Source organism: Georgenia alba (assembly GCF_042665525.1).
Taxonomy (GTDB): domain Bacteria; phylum Actinomycetota; class Actinomycetes; order Actinomycetales; family Actinomycetaceae; genus Allobogoriella; species Allobogoriella alba.
Genome location: NZ_JBHTCQ010000004.1, coordinates 1 through 15,765, shown reverse-complemented (window position 1 = coordinate 15,765; position 15,765 = coordinate 1). Strand labels below are relative to the sequence as shown.

The 15,765-nt window shown below is 73.2% G+C and carries 11 protein-coding genes, 1 tRNA gene and 1 pseudogene; 1 reads left to right on the top strand and 12 read right to left on the bottom strand.

Annotated features, from left to right (window positions below; all coding sequences use genetic code 11):
• Positions 1-40: 40 nt before the first annotated feature.
• Together ACFQQL_RS16035 and ACFQQL_RS16030 are read right to left on the bottom strand one after the other, a co-directional pair.
• Positions 41-1,867 carry an ABC transporter ATP-binding protein gene (locus ACFQQL_RS16035; RefSeq protein WP_382396168.1) on the bottom strand — a complete coding sequence of 609 codons (1,827 nt, stop codon included), beginning with the start codon at positions 1,865-1,867 and terminating at the stop codon, positions 41-43.
• Positions 1,864-3,762, bottom strand: a complete 1,899-nt coding sequence (locus ACFQQL_RS16030; RefSeq protein ID WP_382396167.1) for an ABC transporter ATP-binding protein — start codon at positions 3,760-3,762, stop codon at positions 1,864-1,866. Before ACFQQL_RS16030 ends, ACFQQL_RS16035 begins: the two co-directional genes overlap by 4 nt.
• 208 nt (positions 3,763-3,970) lie before the next feature.
• Between ACFQQL_RS16030 and ACFQQL_RS16025 the strand changes: the two genes are divergently transcribed.
• Complete coding sequence (locus ACFQQL_RS16025; RefSeq protein ID WP_382396166.1) at positions 3,971-5,278, top strand: glycoside hydrolase family 27 protein; 1,308 nt, start codon at positions 3,971-3,973, stop codon at positions 5,276-5,278.
• Positions 5,279-5,287: 9 nt separating this feature from the next.
• Here ACFQQL_RS16025 and ACFQQL_RS16020 read toward each other — a convergent pair whose 3' ends face one another.
• The 10 genes and pseudogenes from ACFQQL_RS16020 to ACFQQL_RS15975 form a co-directional block, all read right to left on the bottom strand.
• Entirely contained in the window at positions 5,288-7,432 is a 2,145-nt protein-coding gene (locus ACFQQL_RS16020; protein ID WP_465254066.1) for a DEAD/DEAH box helicase, read from the bottom strand.
• Positions 7,433-7,807: 375 nt separating this feature from the next.
• Complete coding sequence (mdlC, locus tag ACFQQL_RS16015; RefSeq protein ID WP_382396164.1) at positions 7,808-9,400, bottom strand: benzoylformate decarboxylase; 1,593 nt, start codon at positions 9,398-9,400, stop codon at positions 7,808-7,810.
• A 323-nt stretch (positions 9,401-9,723) separates the two neighbouring features.
• Positions 9,724-9,797: transfer RNA gene (locus tag ACFQQL_RS16010), tRNA-Pro, on the bottom strand.
• Between the two features lie 147 nt (positions 9,798-9,944).
• The gene (gene der, locus ACFQQL_RS16005; RefSeq protein WP_382396163.1) at positions 9,945-11,414 is read right to left on the bottom strand and encodes a ribosome biogenesis GTPase Der; all 1,470 of its coding nucleotides are present in this window, start codon (positions 11,412-11,414) and stop codon (positions 9,945-9,947) included.
• 32 nt (positions 11,415-11,446) lie between these two features.
• The gene (locus tag ACFQQL_RS16000) at positions 11,447-12,148 is read right to left on the bottom strand and encodes a lysophospholipid acyltransferase family protein (protein ID WP_382396162.1); all 702 of its coding nucleotides are present in this window, start codon (positions 12,146-12,148) and stop codon (positions 11,447-11,449) included.
• Positions 12,145-12,864 (bottom strand): (d)CMP kinase, encoded by a 720-nt coding sequence (gene cmk, locus ACFQQL_RS15995; protein ID WP_382396161.1) that lies wholly within the window; start codon positions 12,862-12,864, stop codon positions 12,145-12,147. The genes ACFQQL_RS16000 and cmk overlap by 4 nt, the downstream gene beginning before the upstream one ends.
• Before the next feature lie 178 nt (positions 12,865-13,042).
• Entirely contained in the window at positions 13,043-14,164 is a 1,122-nt protein-coding gene (locus tag ACFQQL_RS15990; RefSeq protein ID WP_382396160.1) for a prephenate dehydrogenase, read from the bottom strand.
• Positions 14,161-14,904 carry a pseudouridine synthase gene (locus tag ACFQQL_RS15985; protein WP_382396159.1) on the bottom strand — a complete coding sequence of 248 codons (744 nt, stop codon included), beginning with the start codon at positions 14,902-14,904 and terminating at the stop codon, positions 14,161-14,163. Before ACFQQL_RS15985 ends, ACFQQL_RS15990 begins: the two co-directional genes overlap by 4 nt.
• On the bottom strand, positions 14,901-15,458 hold the full coding sequence (gene scpB / locus ACFQQL_RS15980; protein ID WP_382396483.1) for an SMC-Scp complex subunit ScpB: 558 nt from the start codon (positions 15,456-15,458) through the stop codon (positions 14,901-14,903). Before scpB ends, ACFQQL_RS15985 begins: the two co-directional genes overlap by 4 nt.
• Before the next feature lie 44 nt (positions 15,459-15,502).
• A pseudogene (locus ACFQQL_RS15975) lies at positions 15,503-15,765 on the bottom strand (hypothetical protein); the annotation flags it as partial.

Here is a 15,765-nt window from a genome sequence, read left to right as displayed (position 1 = left end):
GTCTCCACGACGCCCGATCCTCACGCGCGGGGTACGACCGTCACACGAGCGAGTCCTGCCAGGCGGCGTGCAGCGCGGCGAACCGCCCGTCGCCGGCGATCAGCTCGTCGGGCGAGCCGTCCTCGACCACCCGTCCGTGCGCCATCACGAGCACCCGGTCGGCGATCGCGACGGTGGAGAGCCGGTGGGCGATGATGATGGCGGTCCGGTCCGCCAGCAGCGTCTGCAGGCCGTGCTGGACGAGCCGCTCACCGGGGATGTCCAGCGAGGAGGTCGCCTCGTCCAGGACGAGGACGGCAGGGTCGGCCAGGAAGGCACGGGCGAAGGACAGCAGCTGCCGCTGGCCGGCCGAGACGCGGCCGCCGCGCTTGTTGACGTCCGTGTCGTAGCCGTCGGGCATGCGCATGATGAACTCGTGCGCGCCCACCGCCCGGGCCGCGGCCTCGATGTCCTCCTGGCTGGCGTCCGGCCGGCCGAGCGCGATGTTCTCCCGCACCGATCCGCTGAACAGGTACGCCTCCTGGGTGACCATGACGACGGCTCGCCGCAGGTCCTGCGTGGAGATGTCCCGGATGTCGATGCCGTCGAGCAGCACCCTGCCCTCGGAGGCGTCGTAGAACCGGGTGACCAGCTTCGCCAGTGTCGACTTCCCGGCGCCCGTGGTGCCGACCAGCGCGATCGTCTGCCCGGCAGGGATGTGCAGGTCGAGGTCCGGCAGCACCACCGGGCCGTCCCCGTAGGCGAAACGCACGTGGTCGAGCCGCAGGTCGCCCCGGGCGTGCGGCAGGGCCTCGGGCCGCTGCGGCTCGACGACTGTCGGCTCCTCCGCCAGCAGGCCGGAGACCTTCTCCAGGGCGGCGGCCGCCGACTGGAAGGCGTTGTAGAACATGCCGATCTGCTGGATCGGCATGAAGAACCGCTTGATGTACAGCAGCGCCGCGGCCAGCACGCCGACCTCCATCCCGCCCTCCAGGACCCGCCAGGCCCCGATCGCGAGGGCGGCCGTGACGGTGACGTTCCCGATGAGGAGCAGGCCCGGCTGGTAGCGGCCGTTGAGCCCGAACGTCTTGAGGTTCGCCTCCCGGTAGGCGTCGGAGAGGGCACCGAAGTCCCGCTCGGTGGTGGACTCCCGGCGGAACGCCTGGACCGCGCGCATGCCGGTCATCGTCTCGACGAACTTCACGATCAGCCGCGCCGAGGCGGTCCGCTGCTCGCGGTAGAAGACCTGGGAGCGCTTCTGGAACCACCGGGTGAGGATGAGCGCCGGGACGAACGCCGCGGCGAGCACGAGGGCCGAGCGCCAGTCGAGGATCACGAGGCTCCCGGCGACGAACACCATGAGGAACATCGAGGACACGACGCCGGTCAGACCGCCGTCGAGCAGCTCGCGCAGCGCCTCCATGTCGGAGGTCTGCCGCGAGATGACCCGTCCCGAGGTGTACGTCTCGTGGAACTCCAGGGACAGTCGCTGGGTCTGGCGGAAGACGCGGCGTCGCAGGTCGAGCATGACGCCCTGGGCGATGCGGGCCGCCTGGCGGATGTACGCGCCGGCCGCCAGCCCGCCGGCGACCGCCGCCACGATGTACAGCGCGCCGAAGGTCGCGAGCGGACCGGCGTCGCCGCGGTCCAGCAGGGCCGGGATCGCCTGGTCGATGGTGACGGCGACCAGTGCCGGACCGGCCACCTGGCCGACGGTCGATGTCACCACGAGCAGGACCGCGACCAGCAGCGGCTTCTTGTGGGGCGCCAGCAGGTTCCCGAGCAGCCGCAGGGAACGCCGGCGCACCGCGCGGGACTCGTCCCGCCCGAGGTTGAAGTCGTCCTCGTTCGTGGTCGCCGTGACGCGACGAGGCGGGGTGGCGGTCACAGTCGGGCTCCTCTGTCTTCGAGGTCCTCGGGGACCTCGCCGTTCTCCGGCTCCTGGTACTCCTGGTCCTCGAAGTGCCCGACGCCGTGCTCGGCCGCGTCCTCCTCGAGCGTGGTGATGATGTAGCGGTAGTGCGGATCGGTGGCGAGCAGCTCGCTGTGCGTGCCCACCGCCGTGACGCGGCCGTTCTGCAGGACCGCCACCCGGTCCGCCAGCGCGACCGTCGAGGGCCGGTGCGCGATGACGAGGCTGGTCGTGCCGGCCAGCACCTCCCGCAGGCGTGCACTGACCGCCTCCTCGGTCGCGACGTCGAGCGCGGAGAGCGGGTCGTCGAGGACCAGCACGCGCGGGTGGGAGGCGATCGCGCGGGCGAGGGCCAGACGCTGGCGCTGCCCGCCCGACAGGGACAGCCCCTCCTCCCCGATCCGGGTCTCGATGCCGTCGGGCAGGTCGTGGGCGAACTGCGCCTGCGCGACGTCGAGCGCCTCGGTGACGATGGCGTCCTTCTCCTCGGCCGAGAGCGAGTCGTCCACGCCGAGGAGGACGTTCTCGCGGACGGACGCGGAGAACAGCGTCGGGTCCTCGAACGCGACGGCAACCCCCTGACGGACGTCCGCGCGGCGCAGCCGGCGCACGTCCACGCCGTCGATCTCGACGGCGCCGTCGGTGACGTCGAACAGTCGCGGCACGAGCATCGCGAGCGTCGACTTGCCGGAGCCGGTGAGTCCGACGAGCGCCGTCGTCGTGCCCGCGGGGAGCTCGAGGTCGACGTGCTGGAGCAAGGGCGTCTCGGCGTCGGAGTAGCGGAACTCGACGTCTCGCAGACGCACGTGCGAGCCGTGCTCGGACGCCGGCTCCGCGGGCGGGACGGGGTCGGCCGGGTCCCCCAGCTCGTTGGGCGTCTCGATGACCTCGAAGTACCGGTCGACGGCGGTGCGTGCGTGGAGCGTCATCGACAGCGTCATGCCGAGGTCGACGACGGGCCCGTTCATGACGGCGGCGGTGGCGAAGAACGCCGCCAGCGCGCCGACGGTGATCTGCCCGTCGACGACGAGGAAGGTGCCGGCGATGAGGGCGAGGGCGAGCGTCGTCTCGGGGATGAGGTGGAGCGCGACGATGACGGTGGACTGGGTGGTCGCCTTCTTGATCTCCGTCTCCCGGAGCCGTTCGGCCTGCCCGGTGAAGGACTGCAGGGCGTCCCGCCCGCGCCCGAACGCCTTGAGGACGCGGATGCCGTGGACCGACTCCTCGACGGTGTTGGCGAGGTCGCCGAGCTGGTCCTGGGACTGGCGGGCGACCACGCGGAACCTGCGGGAGAACCGGAAGGCGATGACCGTCACCGGGATCGCGCCGGCGAGGTAGATGAGGCCGAGCCAGCCGGCGGTGGTCAGCAGGATGGCGATGCCGACCACGATCGTGATGAAGCTGACCACGAGCTGGAGCGCGCCGAAGACGAGCCACCGACGCAGCAGGCCCAGGTCGCCGACGATGCGGGACAGGAGCTGACCGCCGGGCCACCGGTCGTGGAACGCCACCGGCAGGTCCTGCAGGTGACGGAACAGCTCCATGCGCATCCCGGACTCGACCCGGGTGCCGGGGAACATCACCAGCGTGCGGCGGAGCAGGATGAACGCGGCCTCCGCGATGCCCAGGAGGAGGACCAGGAGCACCGGGAGGACGAGCGCGGAGAAGTCGCGCGTGCCGACGGCGTCCGTGAGCGGGCCATCGACGACGTGCTCGAGCACGCGCGGGATGGCGAGTGCCGAGAGGCTGGCGCCGAGGGCGGAGAGCATGCCGGCGACCAGGCGTGGCAGGGCCGTCCGAACGTAGGGATACAGCCGACGGATGGAGGCAAGGGTCGACAGATCGGCCCCGACAGGGGTATCAGGAGGCATCGATGACGTATTCTTCCGCAACCTGCCCACATTGGCCGTATCGAATTGCCGGGTCCGGACATTTTCGGTCGACGCGCACACTGGTGACGACCCTGGTCATGGCTCCGGTGGGGCGTCCCGGGTGTCGGACGTCGGGGAGGCCGACCGGCCGGTTCCGGCAGGCTGCTGCGAGCGGTGACGTCGCCGCGGAGAGACCGGTGGGAGCAGGATGACCGAGGACGCAGCAGCCGCGGCGAGCCCGCCGATGGGCTGGAACAGCTGGGACTGCTTCGGCACCACCGTCACCGAGGCGGAGGTGCTGGCCAACGCCGAGGTGCTGCGCGACCGCCTCCTGCCGTACGGGTGGGACACGGTGGTCGTGGACATCGCCTGGTACGACCCGACGGCCCGGGCGCACGGCTACAACCGCGACGCGCCGGTGGTGCTGGACGCCTTCGGCCGGCAGCTGCCGGCGGTGAACCGGTTCCCGTCCGCCGCGGACGGCGCCGGGTTCGGTCCGCTCGCCGACGCCGTGCACGACATGGGGCTGCGGTTCGGCGTCCACGTCATGCGGGGCATCCCGCGGCGGGCGGTCGAGGAGGACCTGCCGATCCAGGGCACGGAGTGGACCGCGAGCCAGGTGGCCGACCGGGGCACGGTCTGCCCGTGGAACCACGACAACTACGGCCTCGACCACGACCACCCGGGAGCGCAGGCGTACTACGACGGTCAGGTGGCGCAGCTCGCGGCGTGGGGCGTGGACTACCTCAAGGTCGACGACATGCTGGCCCCGTACCACGACCGGGAGATCGAGGCCTATGCGCGAGCGGTCGAGCGGTCCGGCCGGGCCATCGTGCTCTCCCTCTCCCCCGGCACCCATCTGTCCACCCGGCACCTCGACCACCTGCGCGGCCACGCGCAGATGTGGCGCATCTCGGACGACCTGTGGGACCGCTGGGAGGACGTGCACGCGCAGTTCGCCCGGCTCGCCCGCTGGGCACCGTTGCAGCGCCCGGGCGGCTGGGCGGACGCCGACATGCTGCCGCTCGGCCGGATCGGTCTGCGTGCCGAGCGGGGGGACCCGCGTGAGAGCCGGCTCACCCGGGCCGAGCAGCGCAGCCTGCTGACTCTCTGGGCCATGGGTCGCTCGCCCCTGATGGTCGGTGCGGATCTGCCGACCACGGACGAGGAGACCCTCGGCATGCTGGCGAATCCTGCGCTGCGCGAGGTGCTCGCCGGGAGCACCGACAACGCCGAGCTCGTGCGGGAGCCGATCGACGACGGTGAGCAGATCGTCTGGGCCGCGCGGGCCACCGACCGCGAGCGGCACTACGTCGCAGTGTTCTGGACGGGCGGTGAGGCCCGCACGCTGTCGGTCGCGCTCGGCTCCGTCGTGGGCGCCGAGGCAGCCCGCCGTGACTGGACGGCCACGGACCTGTGGGACCCGGCCGCGGAGCCGCAGCCGCTGGAGCGCGACGGGCGCCTCGCGCTCGAGGTCCCCGCGCACGGGGTGCGGTGGCTGGCGCTGGACCCGTGAGCCCTTCGCTCAGGTGGTGGGCTGGAGCGCCGCCTGTGCCTCGGTGAGCGCGTCCGTCAGGAGCGCGACGAGCGCCTCGAGCTGCACGTCGCCCGAGGAGGAGATCTCCTCGTCCGAGCCGTCCAGGGCTCGGGCGGCGAGCCCCGCCTTGCTGTCGATCAGCTCGGCGATGCGCGTGTCGAGCGTCTGCGACGCGATGATCCGCCACGCCGTCACCGGCTCCTCCTGGCCGATGCGGTGGATGCGGTCGATGGCCTGGGTCTGCTCCGCATCCGTCCAGGACAGCTCGGCGAGCACCATGTTGGAGGCCACCTGCAGGTTGAGGCCGACCCCCGCGGCGGTCAGGGAGCAGACGGCGACCGCGACGTCGGGGTCCTCCCGGAAGGCGTCGATGTGCTTCTGCCGGACCGTGGAGCTCTGGTCGCCGCGGATCGAGGCGTACCGCATGCCGCGCTCGGCGAAGACCGCCTCCGCGGCGTCCATGACGTCGATGTGCTTGGCGAAGAACACCACCTTGCCGACGCTGCGGGCGAGCTGGGCGGCGTAATCCGCTGCGAGCCCGGCCTTCGCGGTGCCGATGCGCCGCATCATGCCGAACACGTTCTCCTCGGCCTTGTCGGCCTTCTCGGCCAGCTCCCATCCGGCGACCTGGCGGACCAGGGCGTGGTCGATGCCCTCGATCGGGCCGCCGTGGCGTGCCTCGAGCGCCCGCTCGTACCGCGTCACGAGGCGTCGGGTGAGCTCACGCTCGGCCGCGCGGATCGACCGGCCCTCGCCGTCGTCCAGCTCGACCGGGAGGTCGGCGACCCGCCGCGCCGGCAGGTCGGCGGCGACGTCCATCTTGCGACGGCGGACGATCCCCCGCTCGATGACGCTGGTGCGCGCGGCCGGGTAGAACGAGCGGTCGGCCGGCGTCAGGCCGGTCTCCTCGAGCGCCTCCATGAGCTCGCCGAGCGGCTTGTCGTCGTCGATCCAGCCCAGGAACTGCCAGATCGCGCGGAAGTCCTCGATGTCGTTGATGAGCGGGGTCCCGGTCAGCGCCATCAGGAGCGGGTCACCGGACCGGAAGCGGATGCGGTCGGCGAGCTGCAGGACGTGCTGCGACCGCTGCGACCGCTTGTTCTTGATGTAGTGGGCCTCGTCGACCACCATGCCGCGGAACCCGTGGTCCCCGAGCCAGCCGAGGTGCCGGTCGAGGACCTCGTAGTTGACGACCACGATGTCGGCGAAGCCGTCGATGCTCTCCCCGTCCCCGTGCACGACGGTGGCGCGGTGCTGCGGGGTCCAGCGCTCCGCCTCGCGGGCCCAGTTCGTCTTGACGACGTTCGGGACGACGACGAGCAGCGGGTAGGCGTCGGCCGCCTGCGCGGCCAGCAGCGCCTGCGCGGTCTTGCCCAGCCCAGGTTCGTCCGCGAGCAGGAAGGTGCGGTGCCCGTCCGCGGCCGCCGCGACCACCCGCGCCTGGTGCGGCATGAGCTCCAGGCCGTGCGGCGCGCGGAGCGAGACCGGCTCGGGCAGGTCCATGCAGGAGGACTCGCCGCCGAGCTCGAACGAGCGGAACAGGGGGCCGAGCAGCTCCCAGCCCGCGAGGCGGCGGGGACGTGCCTGCCGCTTCTGCGCGGCGGAGAAGTCAGGTGCGAGGAACGGGTTGGCGAGCTGGCGGGAGACGACCGACGGTGGCACCACCTGACGTTGGGCGGACGTCGTCTCCGGCGCCGTCTCCTGCGGCTCCTCCTCGGCGGGCACCTCGAGGCCGGCGTCGCGCAGGAGGTCCTCCTTGAGCGACTTGGCCGCGTCGCTGACGGCGGCGTGCTCGTCGAGCAGGGCCAGCAGCGAGGTGTCCCGGGCCGCGGTCTTGGCGAGGATGGTGGCGATGCCGTCCAGGCGCTTGAGCTCGGTCGCGCGGCGGGCCTCAGCGAGGCTCTCGTCGGCCTTCACCCGGGCGCGCTCCTCGCGCATGAGCAACGCGGTGACCTGGAACTTGGTGCGCACGGACGGCCGCACGCGGCCGCGCTGGACGGCCGACTCGACCTCGCGTGAGATGCGTGCGAGGACCGGCATGATGCCGTCCTCGTCCCGGTGGCGTGGCCGTCGCTGGTTGCGCTGACCGTTGCCCCCGCGTGCGCCTGATCGGCGCTGGGCTCCTCGAGCCAATGAGTCCTCCACTGCTAGTCCGGCCACTCCCCTGCGTGCCGGGATCGGTCCGGCAGGGCCGCGGGGCGGCCGGAACGGCGACGGGCGTCGCATGAGACGACCTGCCGGCCGTCCGGGACGTGCGCTGGCACGCGGATCTCCGCAGAGATCGACGCATCCGCCTCGCGCGGCCCGCCCGTCAGAGCCTGCGACCCCCGAAGGTTGGTCGGTCACCGACCGCACTGGTTGCCGTCACGTGATGGAACCAGTCCGCCGTCGGCTGTATTCCACCCTACCGCCTTCCCCGCTCCGGACGACCGCCCGCCCCCACCCCCTCGGCGAGTCGTCACTGGAATCACGACTCGGCACAGGAACGACGAGTCGCGGGCCTCGGGGTCAGGCGAACGGGTTGACCGACGCGGTCGGGACCTCGATGAGGGTCGGGTCCTCGCTGGTGAGGGAGTCATGGAACGCCTGGTGCAGCTCGTCCCGGCTCGCGACGCGGCGGCCCGCCACGCCGTACCCCGTGGCGATCGAGACGAAGTCGATGCCCGGCACGTCGATGCCCGGTGCCTTCTCGACCCCCATGTAGTCGGTGAACGAGCGCAGCGCGCCATAGGTGCCGTTCACGAGGACGACGAACGTCACCGGGACCCGGTACTGCGCGGCGCTCCACAGCGCCGTGATGGCGTAGTTCGCGGAACCGTCGCCGATGACGGCGACCACCCGGCGGCCCGGCTGGGCGAGCTGGACGCCGACGGCGGCGCCCATCCCCCACCCCAGGCCACCCGCGGCCGGGAAGTAGTAGCTGCCCTGGCGGTGCAGGTCGGCCAGCTCCCAGAACACCGACGTCGTCGAGGTCGACTCCTTGACGACGACCACGTCGTCCGGGGCGACGTCGTCGAGGGTCCGGAACACGGTCGCGGGACCCAGCGGCGCGACGTCGTCCAGTGCCGGCTCGGGCACCACGCGCGGCCCGGGCGCGGGCCGGTCGACGGCCGTGACGGCGCCGGCGAGAGCCTCGAGCGCCTGGGCGACGTCCCCGACGACGGCGCGGCCCGTCGGGGCGCGGGCCGCCTCGGCGGGGTCGTCGGTGAGGTGGATCAGCGACGCGCCCTCGGGCAGGTACTCCCCCGGCTCGTACTGGTGGTAGCGGAACACCGGCGCACCCGCGACGACGACCAGGTCGTGCCCGTCCAGCAGCCGGGTGATCCCGCCGATGGACGCCGGCAGGACGCCGCGGAAGAGGGGGTGGCGGGTCGGGAACGGGCAGCGCGACGGCGACGGCGCCACCCACACCGGGGCGCGGAGCCGCTCGGCGAGGGCGACGGCGTGGTCGTTCGCGCGGGCGGCGTCGACACCGGCCCCGAGGACGAGGACGGGGTTGGTGGCGCCGTCGATCGCGGCGGCGAGGTCCTGCACCTGCTGCGGTGCGAGCGCGCCGCCGGCGGCCACGGTCCGGCCCGGCAGGTGCTCGGCGCCAGGGCCGGCCTCCTGCCGCCAGTCGTCCAGCGGGACCGAGACATAGACCGGTCCGGTCGGGGGTGTCGCGGCGGTGTGGATCGCCTGGGAGATCGTGCGGGGCACGTCCACGGCGGCCAGCGGTTCGGCGCCCCACTTCACCAGCGGTCGCGGCATGAACGGAGCGTCGACGTTGCTGAGCATCGCCTCCGTCCCCACCTGGGAGCGCACCTGCTGGCCGGCGGTGATGACCAGCGGCGTGTGGGCGTTCCAGGAGTTGGTCAGCACGCCGAGGGCGTTCCCGGTGCCGGCCGCCGCGTGCAGGTTGACGAACGCGGGACGCCCGGTGGCCTGCGCGAAGCCGTCCGCCATCCCCAGCACCACGCCCTCGTGGAGGCCGAGGACGTAGCGGAAGTCGTCCGGCATGCTGTCCAGGAACGTCAGCTCGTTCGACCCCGGATTCCCGAAGATCGTGGTGAGTCCGTGGGCGCGCAGGATGTCGTAGGTGACCTCCCGGATGGTCGCCATCGCACCTCCTCGTCGTGGGTGGTGGCGAGCCTAGGGAGCGGTGACGAGCGCCGTCCAACCGGCCTTCTGCGTACCGGGACGGTCCCTTCGGCCCGGACCCGGGTCACCCCGGCCCGGCCGGACCCTCGTCCCTGGAGTCGCAGCGCGGGCAGGCACCGTGTTCCAGGACGGCGCCGCACTCGTCGCAGAGACGGTGCAGCCAGCAAGCGGCGTCGCCGCCGTGGGCCTCCGGTTCGCCGTCGGACGATGGTTCGCCGTCGGACGGTGGCGGGCCGGGGACGTCGACAGGCCCGGAACCACGCGGGTCCGGGCCTGTCGGCATGTCGGGCTGGCGGGATTTGAACCCACGACCCCTTGACCCCCAGTCAAGTGCGCTACCAAGCTGCGCCACAGCCCGTGGCCCCGCCGACTGACTGCCGCGCGGGACTGCTCGATGCTACCCCAGCGGCGGGGGCCGCTCCGAATCCCACCTGGTGTGATGCTCACGACGCCGAGGCTCCGCCGCATCCCGTCCCGCCGCGGCTGCCGGCCGGCGGGACCGCCCTCAACGGCGGCGGCGCCGCTCCCGGACCCGCACGCTGATCTCGATCGGCGTGCCGGTGAACTCGAAGGCCTCCCGCAGCCGGTTCTCGATGAACCGGCGGTAGCCCGCCTCGAGGAAGCCGGTCGCGAAGACGACGAACCGAGGTGGCCTGTTCGAGGCCTGCGTCGCGAAGAGGATGCGGGGCTGGCGCCCGCCACGCACCGGGTGCGGGTGGGCCGCGGTGAGCTCGCCGAGGAACGCGTTGAGCCGGCCGGTCGGGATGCGGGTGTCCCAGGACGCCAGCGCCGTCTCGAGCGCGTTCGTGAGCCGATTCGTGTGCCACCCCGTCCGCGCCGAGAGGTTCACCCGAGGGGCCCACCGGACCTGGACGAGGTCGAGGTCGATCTCCCGCTCCAGGTAGGCCCGACGGTCCTCGTCCATGAGGTCCCACTTGTTGTACGCGATGACCAGCGCCCGCCCGGCGTCGATCACCTGCTGGATGACGCGGGTGTCCTGCTCGGTCATCGGGACCGAGGAGTCCACCAGGACCACGCCGACCTCGGCCTTCTCGATCGCGGCGCGCGTGCGCAGCGAGGCGTAGTAGTCGGCGCCGGAGGTCTGGTGGACCCGGCGGCGGATGCCCGCGGTGTCGACGAACCACCACGGCGTCCCGTCCAGCTCGATGAGCTCGTCGACCGGGTCGCGCGTGGTGCCCGCCACCTCGTCCACGACCACCCGCTCGCTCCCCGCGAGCTTGTTGAGCAGGGAGGACTTGCCGACGTTCGGCCGCCCCACGAGCGCCACGCGCCGCGGGCCGCCCTCCGGCATCCGGTCCGCGACCGAGGAGGTCTCCGGCAGCACCCGGATCGCCTCGTCCAGCACGTCACCGCTGCCCCGCCCGTGCAGGGCCGAGACGGGCCACGGCTCTCCCAGCCCGAGCGACCACAGCGTCGCCGCGTCGGCCTCCTGCATCGGTGAGTCCACCTTGTTCGCGACGAGCACCACCGGCTTGCCGGACCGGCGCAGCAGGCGTACCACCTGCTCGTCGGTGTCGGTGGGCCCGACGGTCGCGTCGACGACGAAGAGCACCGCGTCGGCCAGGTCGACGGCGACCTCCGCCTGCTGGGCCACCGCGGCGTGCATGCCCGCGACGTCCACCTCCCAGCCGCCGGTGTCCACGAGCGTGAACCGGCGGCCCGCCCACTCGGCCGGGTAGCTCACCCGGTCTCGCGTCACTCCGGGCGTGTCCTGCACGACCGCCTCACGGCGGCCCAGCACCCGGTTGACCAGCGTCGACTTCCCGACGTTCGGGCGTCCGACGACGGCGAGCACCGGCAGCCCTGCGGGCGAGGTCTCCTCGGCCGCCACCGTCTCGGCGTCGAGGATCGCGAGGTCCTCCTCCTCGAGGGCGTACTCCTCGAGGCCGGCCCGCAGCGCCTCGGCGTGGCGCTCGTCGTCATGGTCGGCGGCGTCGCGCTCGATGTCTGTCACCGGACGATTCTCTCAGGCACGACGCCGCTGCCTCACTCGCCGAGACCGAGGTCACTGTCCGCGGGCAGGTCGATGCCCGTCGTCGCGATCGCCGACTCCACGTGCGCCTTCATGCCGCTGCCGATGACGGTCATCGCGCGCGACATCGCCTCCCGGCCGGTCAGGTCCGTCACGTCGACGTCGATCGGCCGTCCCAGCGCCACGTGCAGGCGGCTCCGTGGGCCGGGCACGTGGCCGCGGCGGTCGCCGGTCTGCCGGGTGCCCAGGATGGCGGCCGGGACGACCGGCGCCCCGGACTGCACCGCCAGCCACGCGACGCCGGCACGCACGGACGCGACGTCTCCGCGGCCCCGCGTGCCCTCGGGGAAGATGCCGACCACGCGGCCCTCCTCGAGCATCTGCTTGGCCACCGCGAGAGCGGCGCGCCCCGAGCGGCGGTCCACCGGGATCTGGCCGGAGAGCGTCATGAGGAACCCGAGCGGAGAGTCGAAGAACTCCTGCTTGACGAGGATGTGGCTGCCGCGCGGGAGGGCTCCGTGCAGCAACGGACCGTCGATGATGCCGGTGTGGTTGGACGCCACGATGGCCGGGCCGGACGCGGGCAGGTTCTCGGCGCCGTGGACCTTGGTGTTCCACCAGATGTGGTCCAGGAACCAGCCCACTCTCCGCGACCACACCGGTCCCCAGCGGTAGATGTGCTCGGCCCGGACGCGCTGGCCCCGGGTCGGGTTCATCGGTTCACCGCCTCGGCGGCCTCGGTGATGACGCTCAGCACGGCGGCGACGGTCTCCTCGATGCCGAGGGTGCTGGAGTCCACCGTGACCACCCCGTCGGCCGCGGTAAGGAACGCCGAGACCGTGGAGTCGTCCGCATCCCGGCGCAGCACCTCGTCCCGGGTCGCCGCGATCGCGGTGTCGTCGGCGCTGCCGTGCCGTTCGCGGGCCCTCCGCGCCAGGCGGGCGTTCTCATCGGCCACCAGCAGGATGCGCACGTCCGCGTCCGGCGCCACCACCGTGGTGATGTCGCGGCCCTCCGCCACCACGCCGGCACCGCCACTGCGCGAGGCCGGGTCGGTCGACTCCGACGCGATGATCTCCCGCTGCAGTCGCGCGAGCTCCGCCCGGACCTCGAGATTGGTGGCGACCTTCGACACGACGGCGGTGACGTCCGCCTCGCGGATGGCGGCGGTGATGTCGACGTCGTCGCACACCACGCGTGGTCCCGCCGGGTCCGTCACCATCGACAGCGGCATGTGCCGCACCGTCTCCGCGACGGCGGCCGCGTCGTCGAGCTCGACCTCCCGGCGGCGGCACCACCACGTGGCGGCGCGGTACATCGCGCCGGTGTCGAGGTACGCCAGGCCGAGCCGCCCGGCCACCTGACGCGAGACGGTCGACTTCCCCGACCCGGACGGTCCGTCGATCGCGACGACGATGCCGCGCCCGCTCACTGCTTCCTCACTCCCACTGCGTCCTCCCCGTGGCGCGCCGTCGCCGTCGTGCCCAACTTCGCCGGCTCCTTGCTCTCCGCTCGTTCCTCGCTCGCGCTCGTCGCCGTCGTGCCCAACTTCGCCGGCTCCTTGCTCTCCGCTCGTTCCTCGCTCGTACTCGTCGCCGTCGTGCTGTGCCTCACCGGACGACGAGGTGCCATCCGCGCTCCTGAAGCTCCTTCTCCAGCGGCGCGACGGCGGACGGCACGACCGACACCACCGCCAGGCCGACCTTCTGCCCGGCCGAGTGCTCCAGCTGCAGGTCCTCGATGTTGATCCCGGCCTCGCCGACGTCCCCGAACAGCCGCCCCAGCGCGCCCGGCTCGTCCGGGATGAGCACGGTGACCGCGCCGTAGCGGCGCGGCGGACCGCCGTGCTTGCCGGGGATCCGGCTGACGCCCGCGTTGCCGTCCGCGACGAGGCGGGCGAGCGGGCCGGTCGAGCCGGGTGCGGAGGGCCCGGCGTCCGCGGCGGTCTCCAGGGCCTCGAGGACCGCGTCGACGTCGTCGCGCAGCTCCCGCAGCGCGCGGGCCACCGGCGCCGCGTTCCCGGCGAGGATGGTCGCCCACAGCTGGGGGTCGGACGCGGCGATCCGGGTGACGTCGCGCAGACCCTGGCCCGCGAGTCCCAGCGCGTCGGGCGGGGCGTCCTGGAGGCGGGCCGCCACGAGCGAGGCAGCCACCTGCGGGAGATGGGAGACGAGCGCGACGGCGTCGTCGTGCTCCTCGGCGCCGAGGGTCACCGGTGCGGCACCGACGTCGGCGGCGAGGTTCCGCACCGCGACGAGGGCGTCGTCCCCCGAGTGCGCCCCGGGGACGATGACCCACGGCCGACCGGCGAAGAGATCGCCGTGCGCCGCGGCCGGTCCGGAGCGTTCGCGTCCGGCCATCGGGTGGGAGCCGACGTAGCGGGCGGCGGCCGCGCCGCCGTCGGCCTCGACGGCGGAGGCCACCCGCAGCTTCACGCTGGCGACGTCGGTGACGACCGCCGCCGGGTGCGCCGCGAGCTGGGCCAGGACGGTGCCGGCGGCGACGTCCGGCGGGGTGGCGACCACGACGAGGGCGGGCTCCGGGTCCTCCTCCCCCGCCGGTGTGCCGGCGCCGAGGTCGCGCGCCAGCGCGAGCGCCGACGGCGAGGCGTCCGTGAGCTGGACCGCCACGCCCGCGCCGCGCAGCGCGAGGCCGAGGCTCGTGCCCAGCAGGCCCGTGCCGACGATCTTCACCGGTCCGACGGTCGCGACCGGGCTGGTGGGGAGCGTCACAGGTCCACGGCCTTCATCAGCGCACCGAGCTCGCGCCCGGCGACGACGCGGGTCCGGCCCTCCTTGAGGTTGCCGAGCACGACCGGTCCGACGCGGGTCCGCGACAGCCGGGTCACCGGATGGCCGACGGCGGCCATGAGGCGTCGCACGATGTGGTTGCGGCCCTCGTGCAGGCTGATCTCCACGAGCGAGGCGTCCGCGGTGGTGTCCTTCACGGTGAACGCGTCGACCCGGACGGGGCCGTCCTCGAGCTCCACGCCGTCGGCGAGCGTTCTGCCCAGACCCCGCGCGACCTTGCCGTCCACGGCGGCCAGGTAGGTCTTGAGCACCTCGTACGAGGGATGGGCGAGGCGGTGGGCCAGCTCGCCGTCGTTGGTCAGCAGCAGCAGCCCGGAGGTCTCGGCGTCCAGCCTGCCGACGTGGAACAGCCGCTCGGTGCGGTCGGCGACGAACCGCGACAGGTCCGGGCGGCCGCGCTCGTCGTTCATGCTGGAGACCACGCCGACGGGCTTGTTGAGCGCGAGCGTGACGAGCGAGTCGTCCAGCTGGACGCGCAGGCCGTCCACGTGGATGACGGCACGGCGCGGGTCGACCCGGCTGCCGAGCTGGCGCACCACCTCGCCGTCGACGACGACCCGGCCGGCGCTGATGAACTCCTCGCAGGTCCGGCGGGAGCCGAGCCCGGCACCGGCGAGCACCTTCTGCAGGCGCACGCCTTCGCCCGAGGCGTCCCCGCTCATCGCAGCTCCCCGTGGTCGAACGACTCGGTCTCCGGCAGGTAGGGCGCCAGCGGCGGCAGGTCGTCCAGGGAGCCCAGGCCGATGCGCTCGAGGAAGTACGCGGACGTGCGGTACCGCATCGCGCCGCCCTCCTCGTCGGGTCCTGCCTCCTCGATCAGCCCCCGTGCGAGCAGGGTACGCACCACGCCGTCGACGTTCACGCCGCGGATGGCCGCGATCCGGCCGCGGCTGACCGGCTGACGGTACGCGATGACCGCGAGGGTCTCCAGCGACGCCTGGGTCAGGCGTGCCGTCTGGCCGTCGAGCACGAACTGCCCGACGACGTCGGCGTACGTGGGTGCGCTGTAGACACGCCACCCGCCGGCCACCTCACGCAGCTCGAAGCCGCGTGCCCGTCCGCCCTGCTCGCCGCGGTACTCCGCCGCGAGGGTCTCCAGCAGCTCCACGACCTGGCCCGTGGGGAGGCCCAGCACCGAGGCGAGCTGTGCGGCCGGGACCGGCTCGTCGACGACCATGAGGACCGCCTCGAGCGCGCCGAGCTGCTCCTCGGGCATGACGTCGTCCGGCACCGGCTCGTAGTGCTGGTCGTCCTGCTGGCTCACTGGTCCTCCTCGTGCGGTCCGGCAGCGGTCCCGGGTGCGGTGTCGGGCTCGTCGCCGTCGGGCTCGATGTCCCCGGCTCCTCGCACTCCGCTCGTCCCTCGCTCGCGCTCGTCGCCGTCGGGCTCGATGTCGCCGGCTCCTCGCACTCCGCTCGTCCCTCGCTCGCGCTCGTCGCCGTCGGGCTCGATGTCGCCGGCTCCTCGCACTCCGCTCGTCCCTCGCTCGCGCTCGTCGCCGTCGGGCTCGATGTCGCCGGCTC

What these genes read in the sequence shown, in the direction of transcription:
- mdlC (WP_382396164.1), bottom strand. Translation starts at nt 9,400, where the DNA reads ATGGCGACCATCCGGGAGGTCACCTACGACATCCTGCGCGCCCACGGA.
- ACFQQL_RS16025 (WP_382396166.1), top strand. Translation starts at nt 3,971, where the DNA reads ATGACCGAGGACGCAGCAGCCGCGGCGAGCCCGCCGATGGGCTGGAAC.
- ACFQQL_RS15985 (WP_382396159.1), bottom strand. Translation starts at nt 14,904, where the DNA reads ATGAGCGGGGACGCCTCGGGCGAAGGCGTGCGCCTGCAGAAGGTGCTC.
- ACFQQL_RS16030 (WP_382396167.1), bottom strand. Translation starts at nt 3,762, where the DNA reads ATGCCTCCTGATACCCCTGTCGGGGCCGATCTGTCGACCCTTGCCTCC.
- ACFQQL_RS16000 (WP_382396162.1), bottom strand. Translation starts at nt 12,148, where the DNA reads ATGAACCCGACCCGGGGCCAGCGCGTCCGGGCCGAGCACATCTACCGC.
- scpB (WP_382396483.1), bottom strand. Translation starts at nt 15,458, where the DNA reads ATGCCCGAGGAGCAGCTCGGCGCGCTCGAGGCGGTCCTCATGGTCGTC.